This window comes from Kineococcus sp. AC630, from assembly GCF_979255925.1.
Window position 1 is genome coordinate 198749 of record NZ_CEEDMJ010000003.1, and the last position, 15671, is coordinate 214419.

14 protein-coding genes are annotated in these 15671 nt (G+C 72.2%); 6 read left to right on the forward strand and 8 right to left on the reverse strand.

The window, feature by feature from the left end; translation table 11 throughout:
* Positions 1-31 precede the first annotated feature (31 nt).
* The gene (locus AC0I8G_RS04660) at positions 32-532 is read left to right on the forward strand and encodes a DUF4383 domain-containing protein (RefSeq protein ID WP_471728879.1); all 501 of its coding nucleotides are present in this window, start codon (positions 32-34) and stop codon (positions 530-532) included.
* Here the strand turns inward: AC0I8G_RS04660 and AC0I8G_RS04665 are convergent.
* The 4 genes from AC0I8G_RS04665 to AC0I8G_RS04680 all read right to left on the reverse strand — a co-directional run bounded on the left by AC0I8G_RS04665 (position 517) and on the right by AC0I8G_RS04680 (position 6116).
* A complete protein-coding gene (locus tag AC0I8G_RS04665) occupies positions 517-1905 on the reverse strand; it encodes an NtaA/DmoA family FMN-dependent monooxygenase (RefSeq protein WP_471728970.1) in 1389 nt (462 codons plus the stop codon). The two genes, AC0I8G_RS04660 and AC0I8G_RS04665, sit on opposite strands and share 16 nt — an antisense overlap.
* Positions 1906-2059: 154 nt before the next feature.
* A complete protein-coding gene (locus AC0I8G_RS04670) occupies positions 2060-3277 on the reverse strand; it encodes an NAD(P)/FAD-dependent oxidoreductase (RefSeq protein ID WP_471728880.1) in 1218 nt (405 codons plus the stop codon).
* Between the two features lie 146 nt (positions 3278-3423).
* The gene (gene katG, locus AC0I8G_RS04675; RefSeq protein ID WP_471728881.1) at positions 3424-5640 is read right to left on the reverse strand and encodes a catalase/peroxidase HPI; all 2217 of its coding nucleotides are present in this window, start codon (positions 5638-5640) and stop codon (positions 3424-3426) included.
* On the reverse strand, positions 5637-6116 hold the full coding sequence (locus AC0I8G_RS04680) for a Fur family transcriptional regulator (protein WP_471728882.1): 480 nt from the start codon (positions 6114-6116) through the stop codon (positions 5637-5639). Before AC0I8G_RS04680 ends, katG begins: the two co-directional genes overlap by 4 nt.
* Before the next feature lie 149 nt (positions 6117-6265).
* On the opposite strand from AC0I8G_RS04680, the gene AC0I8G_RS04685 reads away from it, so the two are divergent.
* Complete coding sequence (locus tag AC0I8G_RS04685; protein ID WP_471728883.1) at positions 6266-7129, forward strand: sugar phosphate isomerase/epimerase family protein; 864 nt, start codon at positions 6266-6268, stop codon at positions 7127-7129.
* Positions 7130-7165: 36 nt separating this feature from the next.
* Here the strand turns inward: AC0I8G_RS04685 and AC0I8G_RS04690 are convergent, their stop codons facing one another.
* Both AC0I8G_RS04690 and AC0I8G_RS04695 read right to left on the reverse strand, forming a co-directional pair.
* Positions 7166-8260 carry a sugar ABC transporter substrate-binding protein gene (locus tag AC0I8G_RS04690; protein ID WP_471728884.1) on the reverse strand — a complete coding sequence of 365 codons (1095 nt, stop codon included), beginning with the start codon at positions 8258-8260 and terminating at the stop codon, positions 7166-7168.
* Positions 8261-8321: 61 nt separating this feature from the next.
* A complete protein-coding gene (locus tag AC0I8G_RS04695) occupies positions 8322-9968 on the reverse strand; it encodes a methyl-accepting chemotaxis protein (protein ID WP_471728885.1) in 1647 nt (548 codons plus the stop codon).
* Positions 9969-10116: 148 nt separating this feature from the next.
* Between AC0I8G_RS04695 and AC0I8G_RS04700 the strand changes: the two genes are divergently transcribed.
* Positions 10117-10797: an NADPH-dependent F420 reductase gene (locus tag AC0I8G_RS04700; RefSeq protein ID WP_471728886.1), complete on the forward strand. Its 681-nt coding sequence runs from the start codon at positions 10117-10119 to the stop codon at positions 10795-10797.
* 303 nt (positions 10798-11100) lie between these two features.
* Here the strand turns inward: AC0I8G_RS04700 and AC0I8G_RS04705 are convergent, their stop codons facing one another.
* Positions 11101-11697 carry a TetR/AcrR family transcriptional regulator gene (locus AC0I8G_RS04705; RefSeq protein WP_471728887.1) on the reverse strand — a complete coding sequence of 199 codons (597 nt, stop codon included), beginning with the start codon at positions 11695-11697 and terminating at the stop codon, positions 11101-11103.
* 91 nt (positions 11698-11788) lie between these two features.
* Here AC0I8G_RS04705 and AC0I8G_RS04710 point away from each other — a divergent pair, with 91 nt between their 5' ends.
* Positions 11789-12952, forward strand: a complete 1164-nt coding sequence (locus AC0I8G_RS04710; protein WP_471728888.1) for an epoxide hydrolase family protein — start codon at positions 11789-11791, stop codon at positions 12950-12952.
* A 229-nt stretch (positions 12953-13181) separates the two neighbouring features.
* On the opposite strand, the gene AC0I8G_RS04715 is transcribed toward AC0I8G_RS04710, so the two are convergent.
* Positions 13182-13415, reverse strand: coding sequence for a hypothetical protein (locus tag AC0I8G_RS04715; RefSeq protein ID WP_471728975.1), 234 nt, complete (start codon positions 13413-13415; stop codon positions 13182-13184).
* Here AC0I8G_RS04715 and AC0I8G_RS04720 point away from each other — a divergent pair.
* Both AC0I8G_RS04720 and AC0I8G_RS04725 read left to right on the forward strand, forming a co-directional pair.
* A complete protein-coding gene (locus AC0I8G_RS04720) occupies positions 13365-14474 on the forward strand; it encodes a lysylphosphatidylglycerol synthase domain-containing protein (RefSeq protein ID WP_471728971.1) in 1110 nt (369 codons plus the stop codon). The genes AC0I8G_RS04715 and AC0I8G_RS04720 overlap by 51 nt on opposite strands.
* The gene (locus tag AC0I8G_RS04725) at positions 14471-15637 is read left to right on the forward strand and encodes a glycosyltransferase family 4 protein (RefSeq protein WP_471728889.1); all 1167 of its coding nucleotides are present in this window, start codon (positions 14471-14473) and stop codon (positions 15635-15637) included. Before AC0I8G_RS04720 ends, AC0I8G_RS04725 begins: the two co-directional genes overlap by 4 nt.
* Positions 15638-15671: the final 34 nt, after the last annotated feature.

A 15671-nucleotide genomic window follows, 5' to 3' on the forward strand; every position in this document is an offset into this window, starting at 1 on the left:
ACCAGGCCCACCAGCCTTCGAAGGGAACGCCGTGAGCTCCCACCGACCCACCTCCACGACCGACGACGTCCGCGCCCTCGGCAGCTCAGCCGTCGAGATCACGAAGACCAGGGGCGGCCCCGTCCGGCGGCACGCCCAGGCCATCGGTCTCCTGCTGGGCCTGCTCGGCGTGCTCGGGCTCGTCCCCGGGATCACCACGTACTACGACGAGATGGGGTTCTTCCGCAGTGGCGCGCAGTTGTTCGGCGTGTTCACCGTCTCGGTGGTGAGCTCGGTGCTGCTGTTCTTCTACGGGATCACCGTGCTGGTGTTCGCCGGCTCGGTGCGCCAGGCGCACAAGAACGTCGTCCTGCACGCTCTCGTCCTCATCGGCATGGGTTTCGCCGGGATCGGCATCGTCGCCAACTCACCCGATCCGGTCCTGCCGACCGACGCGGCCAGCAACTGCCTCTACCTCGGACTGGGCGTGTTCTTCCTCATCGGGGGCAACCTGTCCCGGCGTCGGGAGATCCGGGATCACGGTGCGTTCTGAGACCGGCGACGGGACGCTCCGGGGTGGTCAGCGGGGAGACGGGCAGAACCCTGGCCGGACAACTGTTCCCGCAGGGTTCCCGTCGTGGGGGCCTGGGGCAGGCGACCGCGCTCGCGCAGGACCGGCACCACGAGTTCCACGAAGTCCTCGACGTCGCCCGGCGCGAAGACCGGCTCCAGCATGAAACCGTCGAGGTCGGTGGCGTCCAGGATCCGCTCGAGCCCGTCGGCGACCTCCACGGGGTCCCCCGTGATCGCGAAACCCCGCGTCCCGCGGCCGCGCAGGGCGTCGAGCACCTCGCGGACGGTCTTCGCGGGTTCACCGTCGCCACCGGTGAACCGGGTGATGTTCGTCTGCCCGGTCTGGCCCGCCGCTCCCCGGCCGAGGACCTGCTCGAGGGTTCCGTCCGGGTCCAGCGAGAGCAGGTCGATGCCGGTGTTGTGCGAGTAGAGCGCGGCGACGATCTCGTCCGACTGCAACGCCTCGAACTCGCGGCGTCGGGCGACCGCCTCCGCGTGGGTGGGGGCGACCACGACGGTGACCCCGATGATCGTGGTGACCGACCGCGGATCCCGCCCGTGGGCGGCGACCTTGGCCCGGATGTCGGCGACGGCCTGCGCGGTGGCGTCCATCGTGGTGGCCTGCACGAACACCGCCTCGGCGTTGCGGGCCGCGAAGGTCCGTCCGCGCTCCGACGTCCCCGCCTGGAACAGCACGGGTGTCCGCTGGGGTGACGGCGGGGAGGCGAAGTAGCCGGAGGACCGGAACCAGCGGCCCTCGAACGACACCCGGTGGATCTTGGCCGGGTCGGCGTAGAACCCGGCCGCACGGTCCACGACCAGGGCGTCGTCCTCCCAGCTGCCCTCCCAGAGGTTCAGGGCGGTGTCGACGTACTCGTCGGCCATCGCGTACCGCTCGTCGTGCAGGATCATCTCGTCGTGCCCGAAGAGTTCGGCGACGACGTCCTGCGCCGACCCCGTGACGATGTTCCAGCCGATGCGGCCCTCGGTGAAGTGGTCGAGCGTGGCGAAACGCCGCGCGGTCTGCACGGGGTGGTCGAGGCCGGTCGGGGAGGTGACGACGAACCCGAGGCGTTCCGTCGCCCGCGCCAACGCCGTCACGACCACCGCCGGGTCCAACGTCGGGAAGTTGATGCCCCGGGCCGCCGCCGTCTCCGCCAGTTCGCCGTCGGCGGTCGGGTAGCCGAAGGTGTCGGCCAGGAACAGGAAGGTGAAACCCGCCCGGTCGATGACCTGGGCGAGGTGCACCCAGTGCTCGAGCGAGGTGAAGTTCGCACCAGCCGAGCGGGGATGGGGCCAGCTGAGCGTCCCGCCGACCTGAGGACCGAGGACTTCGAAGACTCCGAGGTGCATCTGCTTCACGACACGACTGCGCTTTCGGGAGAGACGTCTCACCTGCGCCGCGCAGGCCGTGCACCCGCCGGTCGGTGGGTCGTGAGGTGGAGCGGGGTGAGTGGAACACACCGGACCCCGACCGGGCAAGATTCCCCCCGGTGGGGTGGGCCGGTCAGACCTTGCCGCGCAGCAGACGGTGCCAGTACGTCTGCGGGAGCACGTAGCGGTCGAGCAACCACGCGGCCCGGCGCGGCGCGAACGGGTCCGGGAGCTTCAACGGGCGCGGGCCCTTCCGGTCGGCCTGCACCAGCATCAGCCGGTCCCGGGCGGTCGTCACCGGCATGACGGTGTACCCGTCGTAGGAACGCAACCGGCGTCCCCGGGCGGCCGCGGCGATGTTGTGGGCCACGACCGGGACCTGCTTGCGCAGGGCCCCGCCCGAGGACCGGGTGCCGATCGAGGCGGCGTCCCCGATGCCCCAGACGTCCCCGAAGCGCTCGTGCCGCAGGGTCGTGGGGTCGACGTCGACGAGTCCGGCCGGGCCCGCGTCGGCGAGGCCGCTCTCGGTGATCCACTCCGGAGCGCGGTAGTGGGGCACGAGGTGGGCGTAGGCGACGTCGTCCACCCGCCGCGTCCCGGCCGGGGTGGCGATGTCCACCGCACGCAGCACCGGGTCCACGGCCTGCACCCGCGAGCGCCGCAGCACCGTGATGCCGTAGGACGCGAAGGCCACCTCGAGGTGCTCGTCGGCCCCGGCCACCCCCAGCGCCTGGTCTTCGGGGATCACCAGGGTGACGTCGAGATCGGCCAGCACCCCGCGGCGGCGCCAGTGGTCGCAGGCCATGAAGAGGGGTTTCAACGCCGTCGGCGCGCAGGGCGCGGGTTCCGGCGGCATCGAGAAGACGACCGGGCCGGACGTGGTCCCCGTCAGCGCCGGCCACACGAGAGGGGCGGAACTCGGGACGTACGTCGAGCCCGCCCAGCCGGAGCTGTAGGCGTCCTGCAGCCCCGGGGTGGCCGCCCAGTCCTCACGCATGCCCGGGCAGAGCACGAGCGTGGTGTAGCCGATGCTCGCCCCCCGCCGGGTCCGCACCGTGCGGGTCTCGGCGTCGACCGACGCGACGGCGTCCTGCACCCACCGGCAGCCGTCCGGGACCACCGAGGCCATGGGCCGTTCCACGTCGGCCGGGGTGGCCTGACCCGACCCGACGTAGTTCAGCAGCGGTCGGTAGCGGTGCACCGGGGACGGCTCGAGGACCACGACGTCCTGCGCACCGTCACGCAGCAGCTTGGCGGCCAGCGAGATGCCCGCGTTGCCACCGCCGACGACGAGGACCTCCGCGTGGGTGACCGGATCGGTGGGGCGGGGAGCTCGACGGGGGGTGGTCACGGGGCCACCTTCCGCGCCAGACGGTGAGCCCGCCAGTCGTGGGTCGTGGCCAGGGTCCGCCGGGCAGCGGAACGCCCCGGCCCGCGGTGCGCGGGCCGGGGCGTCCCCGATTTCCGGTGCCCTGGTTCAGAACTCCGGGGTGGTGGTCAGCGCAGGTCGAAGCGGTCGAGCTCCATGACCTTCTGCCACGCCGCGGCGAAGTGCCGCACGAACAGTTCCTGCGCGTCGTCGGCGGAGTAGACCTCCACGATGCCGCGCAGGATGGAGTTCGAGTTGAACACCAGGTCGACGGCGGTGGCCGTGCGGACGACGTCGCCGGCGGCGTTCAGGCCCTCGTAGACGCCCTCGGTGTCGGTGGCCGTCCGCCACTGCACGCCCAGGTCCAGGAGGTTGCGGAAGAAGTCCTGGGACAGGACGCCCGGGGTCTCGGTGAACACCCCGTGCTGCACGCCGCCGGTGTTCGCGCCCAGCACCCGCAGACCGCCGATGAGGACGGTCATCTCGCGGGCGGTCAGCTCGAGCATCCCGGCGCGGTCCAGCAGCAGCGTCTCGGGGTGCAGCTTGCTCGACGGGTCGATCCAGTTGCGGAACCCGTCGGCCCGCGGCTCGAGCCAGCGGTAGTTCTCGACGTCCGTCTGCTCCTGGGTGGCGTCCGTGCGGCCGGGCGAGAACGGCACCGTGATGGAGACGCCCGCGTCGAGCGCGGCCTTCTCCACGGCGGCCGTACCGCCGAGGACGATCAGGTCGGCGAGGGAGACCTTCTTCCCCGTCGCCGTCTCGAACTCGCCCTTGACGCGCTCGAGGACCGGCAGGACGTCGGCGACGCCCGCGTTGACGGCCCAGCCGAGCTGCGGCTCCAGGCGCAGGCGTGCGCCGTTGGCGCCGCCCCGCTTGTCGGTGCCGCGGAAGGACGCCGCCGCGGACCAGGCGGTGTGGACCAGTTGCGAGACGCTCAGCCCCGCGGCGAGCAGGCGCTGCTTGAGGTCGGCGACCTCCGCGTCACCCACGAGCTCGTGGTCGACGGCGGGGGTCGGGTCCTGCCAGACCAGTTCCTCGGCCGGGACGTCCGGCCCGAGGTAACGGCTGCGCGGGCCCATGTCGCGGTGCAGCAGCTTGAACCAGGCGCGGGCGTACTGGTCGGCGAAGTGTTCGGGGTTCTCGTAGAAGCGCTTGGAGATCTCGTGGTAGACGGGGTCCGCCATGAGCGCGAGGTCGCTGGTGAGCATCATCGGGGCGTTGCGCTTGCCCTCGATGTGCGCGTCCGGCACGAGGTCGCCCGCCGCGGGGTCCTTGGGCTTCCACTGCTTGGCCCCGGCGGGGCTCGTCGTGAGCTCCCACTCGTGGGAGAACATCGTCTCGAAGTAGGTGTTGTCCCACTGGGTCGGCGTGGGGGTCCACGCCCCTTCGAGGCCGCTGGTGATGGCGTCCGCACCCTTGCCGGTGCCGAACTCGCTCTTCCAGCCCAGGCCGTTGCCGTGGACGGGGCAGCCCTCGGGTTCCACACCGACCAGTTCGGGGTTCCCGGCGCCGTGGGTCTTGCCGAACGTGTGGCCGCCCGCGACGAGCGCGACGGTCTCCTCGTCGTTCATCCCCATGCGCCCGAACGTCACGCGGATGTCGTGGGCCGAGCCCAGCGGGTCCGGCTGTCCCTTCGGGCCCTCGGGGTTCACGTAGATGAGGCCCATGGTGACCGCCGCCAGGTGACCCTCCTCGAGGTCCAGCGGGGCGTCGTCCTGGTAGCGCTCGTCGCCGAGCCAGGTGTCCTCGGGACCCCAGAAGACCTCACCGGGCTGCCAGTTGTCGGCGCGGCCGAAGGCGAACCCGAAGGTCTTCAGGCCCATGTCGTCGTGGGCCACGTTCCCGGCCAGGACCAGCAGGTCGGCCCAGGAGATCTTGCGGCCGTACTTCTGCTTGATCGGCAGCAGGAGGCGACGCGCCTTGTCGAGGTTGGCGTTGTCGGGCCAGCTGTTCAGCGGCGCGAAGCGCTGCCCGCCCTCACCGCCACCACCACGGCCGTCGGCGATGCGGTAGGTACCCGCGGCGTGCCAGGACATCCGGATGAACAGGGGGCCGTAGTGGCCCCAGTCCGCCGGCCACCAGTCCTGCGAGGTGTGCATGACCTCGACGAGGTCGCGCTTGAGTTCCGCGACGTCGAGCTTGGCGAACTCGGCGGCGTAGTCGAAGTCCTCCCCCAGCGGGTCGGAGTCGCGCGACGGCTTGTTCAGCACGGACAGGTCGATCTGGTTCGGCCACCAGTCCTGCGCGGTGCGGGGCCGGCCGTTCGTGGCCGGCGTCGGCGACTTGATCGCCGGGTTCTCACTCTCGCTGGTGGACTGGGACTGGGCCTTGTCGAGTTCGGTCACGAAGTGCTTCTCTCTGCTGGAGGAACGGGTTCGGAGGGGTCGGCGGAGGGGGCCGGGGTCGTCGCACAGGACCGGCACCGGCCCCAGTAGATGACCTCGGCCTCGTCGACGTCGAAACCGTCGACTAAAGGTGGTGTGACGCACGGCGCCTGCTCGGTGGCGCAGTCGACGTCGGTGATGTCCCCGCACACCCGGCACACGAGGTGGTGGTGGTTGTCGTGCACCCGTGCCTCGTAGCGGGCCACGGAACCCTGCGGCTGGATGCGTCGCACCAGGCCGTTGTCGGTCAGGACCCGCAGCACGTCGTACACCGCCTGGTGCGAGACCCCGTCCACGCGGGACCGGGCGGCGCCGATGAGGGCCTCCGTGTCCGCGTGGGGCAGGGCGTGCACCGCGTCGAGGACGGCGAGGCGCGGCTGCGTCACCCGCAGGCCCGCGCCACGCAGCACGCGCTCGAGCTCATCGGTGGTGGGCACACGGCCATCCTGCCCGCCCAGCTTGAACGGGTCAAGAACGGGAGGGCTGGGAGTCCCCCGAGGACCGCCGAGATCGCCAACCCCCGGGTACGCTCGCCCGGCGCCGTCACCCCTCCCACGGCATCCCTCCCACGGCGAACGGAACCGACATGGCCGCACCCGAGCTGGTCGCCACGTGCTGGACGACCGCTGGGACCGCGCGTCCTCTCGACCCCTCCGAGGTCTCCCCCCTCACCCCGTTCGAACGCATCGACGCCGTCGCCGCCGGCGGGTGGGCCGGACTCGGCTTCGCCCACGAGGACCTCGAACTCATGAGGTCGACGACAGGTTTCGACCAGGTCGCGCAGTACGCCCGGGAACGGGGGCTGCGTCACCTGGAGGTCGAACTGATCGCAGACTGGTGGCTGCCGGAGGAGGCCTGGCGCGAGCGCTGGGACCTCCTGCTCGAGGCCGCGAGCGCGTTCGGCTCGCCCTTCGTCAAGGCGGGAACCGCGTTCGGCGAACCCTGGAGCGACATGTCCCCGCTCGTCGACCCGTTGCGGCGTCTGGCGGTCGAGGCGGCCGGCGTGGGCACCCGGGTGGCTCTCGAACCCCTGCCGTTCTCGAGGGTGGGTTCCCTGCCGGCCGGCGCGGACCTGGTCCGTGCGGTCGACCACCCCGCGGCCGGCCTCGCCGTCGACTTCTGGCACGTGTTCCGCGCGGGCACCTCGCTGGCGGAACTGGGACGGAGCCTGACCCTGGAACAGGTGGCGGCCGTCGAACTGGACGACGCGGACGCCGACCCGGTCGGCGACCTGTTCGAGGACACCCGCGATCGACGGCGCTACTGCGGGGAGGGCGCGCAGGACGTCACGGGGTTCATCCGCCTCCTCGAGGATCTCGGGTGGAACGGTCCGTGGGGGGTGGAGATCCTGTCCGACGAGCATCGGCGGAACGGGTTGACCCTGGGTCTGGAGCGGGCCCGCGCCACGACGACCGCCTGCTTCGACCGGGCACGCAGCACCTCCCCCTGACGACGGGGTGGGCGTCGGGTCGGAACTCCGGTCGGGTCAGTTCGCCGCGGAGATCCCCGCCGACGCACACGCGGCGCTGGCCGCACCGGCGCACAACGCGTCGACGGTGGTGTACCCGTCGGCGAGCACCTTGCTCTGCACCTCGGCCTTCCCGACCGCCTGCGGTTGGAGCAGGACGGTGGGAACCGCACCCGCGCCGTTGTCGGTGGTGCCGGTCGTCTCGGGGGTGCGCCCCTTCAGGACGTCGTCGACGAGGTCGGCCGTCGTCCGCGCCTGGGCGGGGAGGTCCTTGTAGATCGTCATGGTCTGAGTACCGCCCAGGATCCGCTGCAGCGCAGCGGTCTCGGCGTCCTGACCGGTGATCGGAACCCCGCTCAGACCCGCGTCACCGAGCGCCTGGAGCGCACCGGCGGCCAGCCCGTCGTAGGCGGTGTACACGCCCAGGAGACGACGGTTCCCGAGGTCCTGCAGCGCCGACCGCATCTGCACGGCGGCCTCGTCCGAACTCCACCCGGTCACGTAGCGTTCGGTGGCGATGTCGACCTTGCCGTCCAGGACGGAGTGCGCCCCGGCGGCGAACAACCCGGCGTTGTTGTCCGCGGGGTCACCCTCGAGCATCACGATCGCCCCGCCGGCAGTGTCCTCGCCGACGGAGTCCAGGATCGCCTGGCCACCGAGCTTCCCGACGGCGTTGCCGTCGAAGGAGACGTAGTAGTCGATGGGCGCGCCCTTGACGAGGCGGTCGTAGGCGACGACGGGCACGCTCGCGGACCTGGCCGCGTTCACCAGGTCTCCGGCCTTCGCCCCGTCGAGCGCCACGACGACGAGGGCCTTGGCGCCGGCGGCGATCGCCTGCTGCGCCTGGGTGTTCTGGGTCGCCTGGTCGGGGGCGGTCTGGACGTCGACGACGCACGTGGGGCACTTCTCGGCCAGTTCCACCGAGAAGTTCGGGACGTCGTAAGCCATCGACCGCAGGGAGGTGGACGGGACGAGGAACGCGACGTGGGGTCCGTCGGCCGGGGCCGCGGCGGCCGTCGTCCCGGGGGCGTCGGCGCCGCACCCGGCGAGAGCGCCGAGGAGGGCGGCACCGGCGAGGAGGGTGCCGGCGGTGCGGCGGGTGGTCGTTCTCATCGTGGGGCTCCCGGCCTGGGCGTGGTGGTCAGCGGTGGGTCAGCGGTGGGTCAGCGATGGGTCAGTAGGTGAAGTGCGAGACGGTGGTGCGCATCCGCGCAGCCATCTCCGCGAGCTCGCCCACGGCGCGCTCGGTGTCGGAGGCGCCGGAGCCGGCGGTCCGGGCCGCCGCGGCGACGGTGTCGACGGTGACGGCGATCTGCCCCGCGCCACCGGCTGCGTCGCTGACGCTGCGGCCCATCTCCTGGGTCGTGGCGGCCTGCTCCTCCACGGCGGCGGCGATGGTGCCCTGGTAGTCGCTGATCTCGGCGACGACGAGCCCGATGCTGCCGATGGCCGTGACGGCCTGGTCCACGTCGCGCTGGATCGCCTCGATGCGCTGGGTGATGTCCTCGGTGGCGCGCGCGGTCTGGCCGCTGAGTTCCTTCACCTCGCCGGCGACGACGGCGAAACCACGACCGGCCTCGCCGGCCCGGGCCGCCTCGATGGTCGCGTTGAGGGCGAGCAGGTTCGTCTGCTCGGCGATGGTGGTGATGGTCTTGACCACGTCACCGATCTCGGCCGAGGACCGGCCGAGCTGGGCCATCGTCCGGCCGGTCTCCTCCGCGATGCGGACCGCGTCACCGGCGACGCCCGCGGCGCGCGAGGCGTTGGAGGAGATCTCCCGGATGGAGGAACCCATCTCCTCGGCACCGGCCGCGGCACCGGCGATGTGGGCGGTGACCTCGTTGGCGGCGTGGGCGACCTCAGAGGCGCGGGCCGACACGTCGTCGACGCCGCCGGCGATGAGGCGGCTGTTGGCGTGCAGTTCCTCGGTGGCCGAGGCCAGGGCCACGGCCTCACCGTGCAGGCTGGACACGGTGCGCCGCATGCTGCCGGTCGCGGCCCCCAGGGCCTGGGCCATCCGGCCGACCTCGTCGCGCTGGGGGACGTCGGCGGCGGCGGTGAGGTCGCCGGTGGCGACCCGGTCGAGCACCTCGACGACCCGGCGCAGGGGCCGGACCACCATGCGGGTGATCCACCTGGCGAGCACCGCGATCAGCAGCAGACCCCCGACGGCGACGGCGATCATCGTCAGGCGTGCCCGGGAGTAGCTGGAGGAGGCCGCCGTGACTGAGGCGACGGCGGTGCGATCGCTGGAGGTCGCGAGCGCGTCGAGCGCGTCCTGGGCGTGACCGGCGAGGATGGACACGTTCCCGAGGTACAGGGACTGGAACTTCGCGCGGTCCGCGGGGTCGGTCGACGTCGCCAGCGGCGTCAGGAAGTTGTCGCGGGTGGCGCGGTAGGAGTTCCACCAGACGGTGAACTCCTTCAGCTGGGCGCGCTGCTGCGGCGTGGACGCGGCCGTCTCGAACTTCGCGACGAGATCGTCCAGCCGCGTGTCGTCCGTCTTCAGCCGTGCCTGCAGGTCCGTGCGGGCGGCGTCGTCGGAGGCCAGTGCCAGGTTGGCGAGGTCGCGCTGGGCCTGGAGCGCACTGGCGCGGACCCCGGCGAGCTGGGTCTCGGGGACCAGACCCTCGGAGTAGATGGCGTGCGCCCGGTCGTTCACGCCTGACGCACCGGTGAGCCCGACCGCGAGCAGACCGCCGGCCATCACCGACACGGCCACCACGAGTGCGGCGAGCTTGGTGGCCACCGGCTGGTCGGCGAAATGCCGCCGGCGGTCAGCCCGGCCGGCGGCGTCGGGACCGACGATCCCCTCAGTCATGCGGATGTCTCCTGTGCTCCTGGCGGCCGTCGGGCCGCTCCCGGGGGACCATCGGCACCTCGGACCGGTCACCTGAGCACGGTCGACGACCCCGACGGTCCGCCGGACGCAGCGGAATGCTCGCCTCCCGGGGCGCCTTGCACGGGACATGAGCATCATCGGCATCATCGGCAGTGGGAACATCGGCAGCGTCCTCGCCCGTCTGGCGGTGGACGCCGGGTACGACGTCGTCATCGCCAACTCCCGCGGTCCGGAGTCGCTGGCCGGCCTCGTGGAGGAGCTGGGGCCCCGGGCGCGCGCCGCGACGACCGCGGAGGCCGCCGCGGCGGGGGACCTCGTGGTGGTCACCATCCCGCTGGGTCGCGTCCCGGAGCTCCCGGCGCAGTCCCTGGACGGCAAGGTCGTCATCGACACCTGCAACTACTACCCCGAACGCGACGGCGACATCGCCGTCCTGGACAGCCACGAGCTGACCACCAGCGAGTTCGTGCAGCGCCACTTCGCGGGCGCCCGCGTCGTCAAGGCCTTCAACAACATCTTCGCGCAGAACCTCGGGGAGCTGCAGCGCCCCGCCGGGGCACCCGACCGCGCGACGCTCACGATCGCCGGGGACGACGAGGCGGCCGAACGCGTCGTCACCGAGTTCATCGAGGCCGTCGGCTACGACGTCTTCGACACCGGCCCCCTGGCCGAGAGCTGGCGCTTCCAGCGCGACCAGCCCGCCTACGCCGGGGTCTACACCGAGAGCGGGGATCCCGCCGAGCCGCGGCGCCGGACCCGCGAGGAGCTGCGAGCCCGGCTCGACCAGGCGGACCGCTCCATCCGCTGAACGATCCACCCCGCGTTCCCCGACACCCCTGGAGGAGTCGTCGCCGACTCCTCCAGGGGCGTGCGGACGCGGTGTCCCGTCCCGCTCCCTCGTGGACGACACGGACCCGCACGGTGGACGAGCAGCAGCTCGAGCAGCGACGCCGGGGATCCGAGCCTTCCGTCACCGGAGCACGCCGTCCCCCCACCGCACGAGGTGGAACCGAACGCCTCCTCTCGGCCGTGGGTCGACCGTGCGCGAGACGAGGAGAACCCGATGGCGCCCAGCCGCGGTCCTGCGACGAGCCCTCCCGAGGGCTGGACGTCACCCGTCTCCAGCGGCGAGCGTCCTGGCCCGCGCCTCGGGGACGCCCAGGACGAACAGACTGGTGATCATCGCCGCGCGGACGCCGAGGGTGCCGTCCTCCTCGTGTCCGGCCAGGGTGAACACGGTGGTGTAGGCGATCTGGCTGAGGACCTCGGCCGGCAGGTGTCCCCCGAAGGTCCCGCTGTCCTGGCCTCGCCGAACGAGGCCGGCGAGAACCTCGTCGACCGGTCTCAGGAGCACGTGGATCTCCTCGCCGTGCTCGCCGCGCCGCAGGGCCAGGAGCACGCGGTAGCGGTGCGCCAGGGGCCACAGGCGGGCGACGAAGTCGGTCCACACCGCGTCTGCGGCCCGGTCGGGCTGATCCACCGCGGCGAGCACGGCGACGATCTCGTCGACAGCACCCCGGGTGAGGTCGCGCACCAGGTCGTTGCGCGTGGGGAAGTGGCCGTAGACGGTGCGGCGCACCACACCGGCGGCTGCGGCGATGTCCCCCATCCCCGCACCCGGGTCCTGTCCGAGGACTTCGCGAGCGACGTCGAGGATGTGGTCCCGCGTCTCACCGACGGATCGGGTCCGCACCGGATCGTTCTGCACGTCGACACTCTTGCACACGGGTGTGCAGTGGCGTAGCTTGCACACCCACGTGCAGTGCACAGGCATGTGCAACCACCTGAGGAGACCCGCCATGACCGCGACACACTCCGCTCCCCGGACACTCGTCCGCCCGTTCACCGTCGCGGTCCCGGACTCCGCGATCGAGGACCTCGAGCAGCGCCTGGCGAGGACGCGGTGGCCGGACCCGGAGACGGTCGGCGACTGGTCGCAGGGCGTCCGCTCGGAGAACCTCAGGGCGCTGGTCGAGCACTGGAGGCGGGAGTACGACTGGCGTCGGTTCGAGTCCGAGCTGAACCGCCTCCCGAACTTCCTGACCGAGATCGACGGGCTGGACATCCACTTCCTCCACGTCCGCTCCCAGAACCCGAACGCGATGCCGCTCCTCCTGACGCACGGGTGGCCGGGGTCGATCGTGGAGTTCCTGCGCCTGATCGGCCCGCTGACCGATCCCGTGAGCTTCGGAGGGAACGTCGCGGACTCCTTCGACGTCGTCATCCCGTCGCTGCCCGGGTTCGGTTTCTCCGCGAAGCCGAACGGGACCGGGTGGGACGTGCGTCGGGTCGCCGACGCCTGGGTACAGCTGATGGGACGCCTGGGGTACGCAGAGTGGACCGCGCAGGGTGGTGACTGGGGGGCGGTCGTGACGACGGCCCTGGGGGCGATGCGGCCCACCGGTCTCCTCGGCATCCACCTGAACACGCAGTACGCCTTCCCCGCAGAGGTCCCCGACACGCTCTCCCCCGACGAACGTCACGCCGTCGACTCACTGGCGCTGTACACCGGGGTGCTCGGCGGGTCGAACCACGTGCAGAGCACGAAGCCCCAGACCGTCGGGTCCGCCCTCGCGGACTCCCCGGCGGGCCAGGCTGCCTGGATCTACGAGAAGTTCCAGTCCAAGACGGACAACGAAGGTCTCGCCGAGGACGTCCTCGACACCGACGACATCCTCGACGCGATCTCGCTGTACTGGTACACGAACAGCGCCGCCTCATCGGGTCGCACCTACTGGGAGAACTCCACCGGCAGCTTCGCCGGTCCGAAACTCGAACTACCGGTGGCCGTGACGGTGTTCCCGGGCGACATCCCGCGGCTCCCCCGCAGCTGGATCGAGGACACCTGCACCGACCTGATCCACTACGGCGAGGCGGAGCGAGGCGGGCACTTCGCCGCCTTCGAGCAACCCGACATCCTGGTTCGTGAGATCCGCAGCGGGCTCAGGAGCCTCCGGTCCTGAGCCACCCGGACACGCTCTCAGTCGGTGCTCGTTCCCGTGAGCCGGTCATCGACCGGAGGGCCAGGCGGTCGCTCCGGCGCGCACTCGGCTCCGATCGTCGACCTCCCCGGCCGTTGAACGGCCCGCCCGGACGAGCGCAGCCCTCACGGCACGCGTGATCGCGGGCCGCATCGAGGGGGACCCGGGGCTGCCGGAACGAGCCCACGGGAGCCGTCCGTTCAGCTCACTCTCAGCGGGACTGGTTCATGGTGAACGCGTGCAGGCGCAACCGTCCCCGGCGTGGACCACGCTCGTGGGCCACGACTCGACCCGACGTGAGACGACCACCGAGGCTCGCCACGGTGGACCCGTGAGCGGTGACCAGCCCGAAGCGGAACCGGTTCCACCGCCTGCGTCGCAGGGCGGCGTCCTCGTGCCGGACGGTCGAGGGTTCGACGACGGGGATCAGCACCGTCGGGATCACGGACCACGCCGGGGCCCGCGCGCCTCGGGCCTTCAGCTCGCCCTCGGACTGGTCTCCTCCGCGGTCGCCGTGGTGCTCCTCGCCTTCCTGCCTTCCGTGCTGGGTACGACGTGGACGGCGGTGCGGTCCGTCGTGGTCGCCGTTCCGGTGGCCGGGATGGCGGTGCTCGCGGCGCTCTGGTGGGCGGGGTTGGTCGTCTACGCGCAGACGCTGACGGGGGCGCTGCCCGGGTTGACCCGGCGGCGGGCGCTCCTGTTGAACCTCTCGGGCAGCGCACTGTCCAACGTCCTACCCGCCGGTGGCGTGGCCGGGATGTGGCTGAACTCGACGATGCTGCGTCGTTGGGGGTTCTCCGCCCGCCACATCGCGGACTTCACGGTCACGAGCAACCTCTTCGACGTCGTCGGCAAGCTGGCGGTGTGCGTGTCCGCCGTCGTCCTCACGGCCGCGGTCGGTTCGCTGCCCGGCCAGGTGCTGGTGCCGACCGTCGCCGTGACCGTCGCGGTGGCGCTCCTCGTCGGGATCGCCGTGGCGCTCTCCTCGCGGACAGGCTCGGCGGCGGCGGCGCGGGTCGTGCTGCGGTGCGCTGACGTCCTCGCACGGATCGGCGTCGGCAGGCTCGGGCGGGAACGCACGCGACGGCGGGTGGCCAGGGCGCGAGTCGAGGTCGTGGCACTGCGCCGACAGGTGCGCCAGACCGTCGGCGGGCGCTGGCGCCACCTGTCCGCCGGAGTCGTCGGGTACGTGCTGCTGCAGGGAGTCCTCCTCGGGGTCTGCCTGTCGATGACGGGGGCCGCCGCGCAGACGACGCCGTCCGTCGTCGTCGTCGCCTTCGTCGTCGACCGTCTCGCGAGCACCCTGCCGGTCACGCCGGCGGGGGTCGGGTTCGCCGAAGCCGGAGCCACCGCCGTCCTGCTCGCCGGCGGGGTCACCGCGGGTCCCGCGCTGGCCGGGGTGCTCCTGTACCGCCTCTTCGTCGTCGTCCTGGAGGTCCCCGTCGGGAGCCTGGCCCTGGCGGGCTGGTGGGGGTTCCGTCGCACCCGGAGGACCACCGCGTGAGGATCGCGCTCGTCTCCGACAGCTACCTGCCCGTGCTCGGTGGGATCGAACTGCACGTGCGCGACCTGGCCACTCGCCTGGCGGGCCGCGGGCACAGCGTCGACATCGTCACCCGCACGCCCGAGGGCGGAGCGGCCGCGTCCGCCGGGGCCGGTTGCGGCGTCCGGGTGCACAGGGTCACGCGCCCGCAGCGCGACCTCGCCGAGTTCCTCAGCGGTGCCGACGTCGTCCACGCCCACTCCTCCGTGTTCTCCCCCCTGGCCTGGCGCGCCGCTGCGACGGCCCGCGAGTTCGGTGTTCCCGCACTGCTCACGGTGCACTCGATGGTTCCGCACGGCGCGGCCGTCCCGATGGCACTGGCCCTGCGTACCGCCACCACCAGGGGCCTGCAGTGGACGGCGGTCAGCGAGGCCGTGGCGGCGCCGGTGAGTCGCACGGTGGGACGCCCTGTCCAGGTGCTGCACAACGGCATCGACCCCGAGCCCTGGCGCACCGGGCCCAACCCGGAGCCGCTGAACCCGGAATCGCCGAACCCGGGAACCTTCACCGTCGTCAGCGCACTGCGCTTCGCCCCCCGCAAACGCCCCTTCGCCCTCGTCCGGATGCTTCGGGACCTGCACCGCGCGCTACCCGCGGACGTGGACCTGCACGCGGTTCTCGTCGGCGACGGCCCCCTGGTGCCCGCGACCCGACGCAGGCTCGAGCAGGCCGGCCTCGCCGAGCGGGTCCACCTGCCAGGCCGTGTCGAGCGACCTCAGGTGCGCGAGATCCTGTCCGCGGCCGACGTCTACCTCGCGCCGGCCCGCTTGGAGTCCTTCGGCCTGGCTGCACTGGAAGCCCGCTGCGTCGGCCTGCCCGTCGTCGCGATGGCCTCCAGCGGGGTCCGCGAGTTCGTCCGCCACGACGTGGAAGGTCTGCTGGCCCTCGACGACGCCGACGCCGTCCGGCACCTGCACGACCTGGCCATCAACCAGGGCCGACGCGGTCGGATCCGGGAGCACAACCGCGTCACGACACCGGCGGCGACCTGGCCCCGGACCCTGGCGAGCACGCTGGCGCAGTACCGGCGTGCCGCGCAGGCGGCCGGGGTGAGCGCGGAGTCCTGGGGGATCGAGCCCGGGACCGGGTCCGCCGGGGTCGCTCTGGAGCACACCTCCGCGTGAGGCCGTGAGGGGGCGGAGACGTCACAGCACCCTC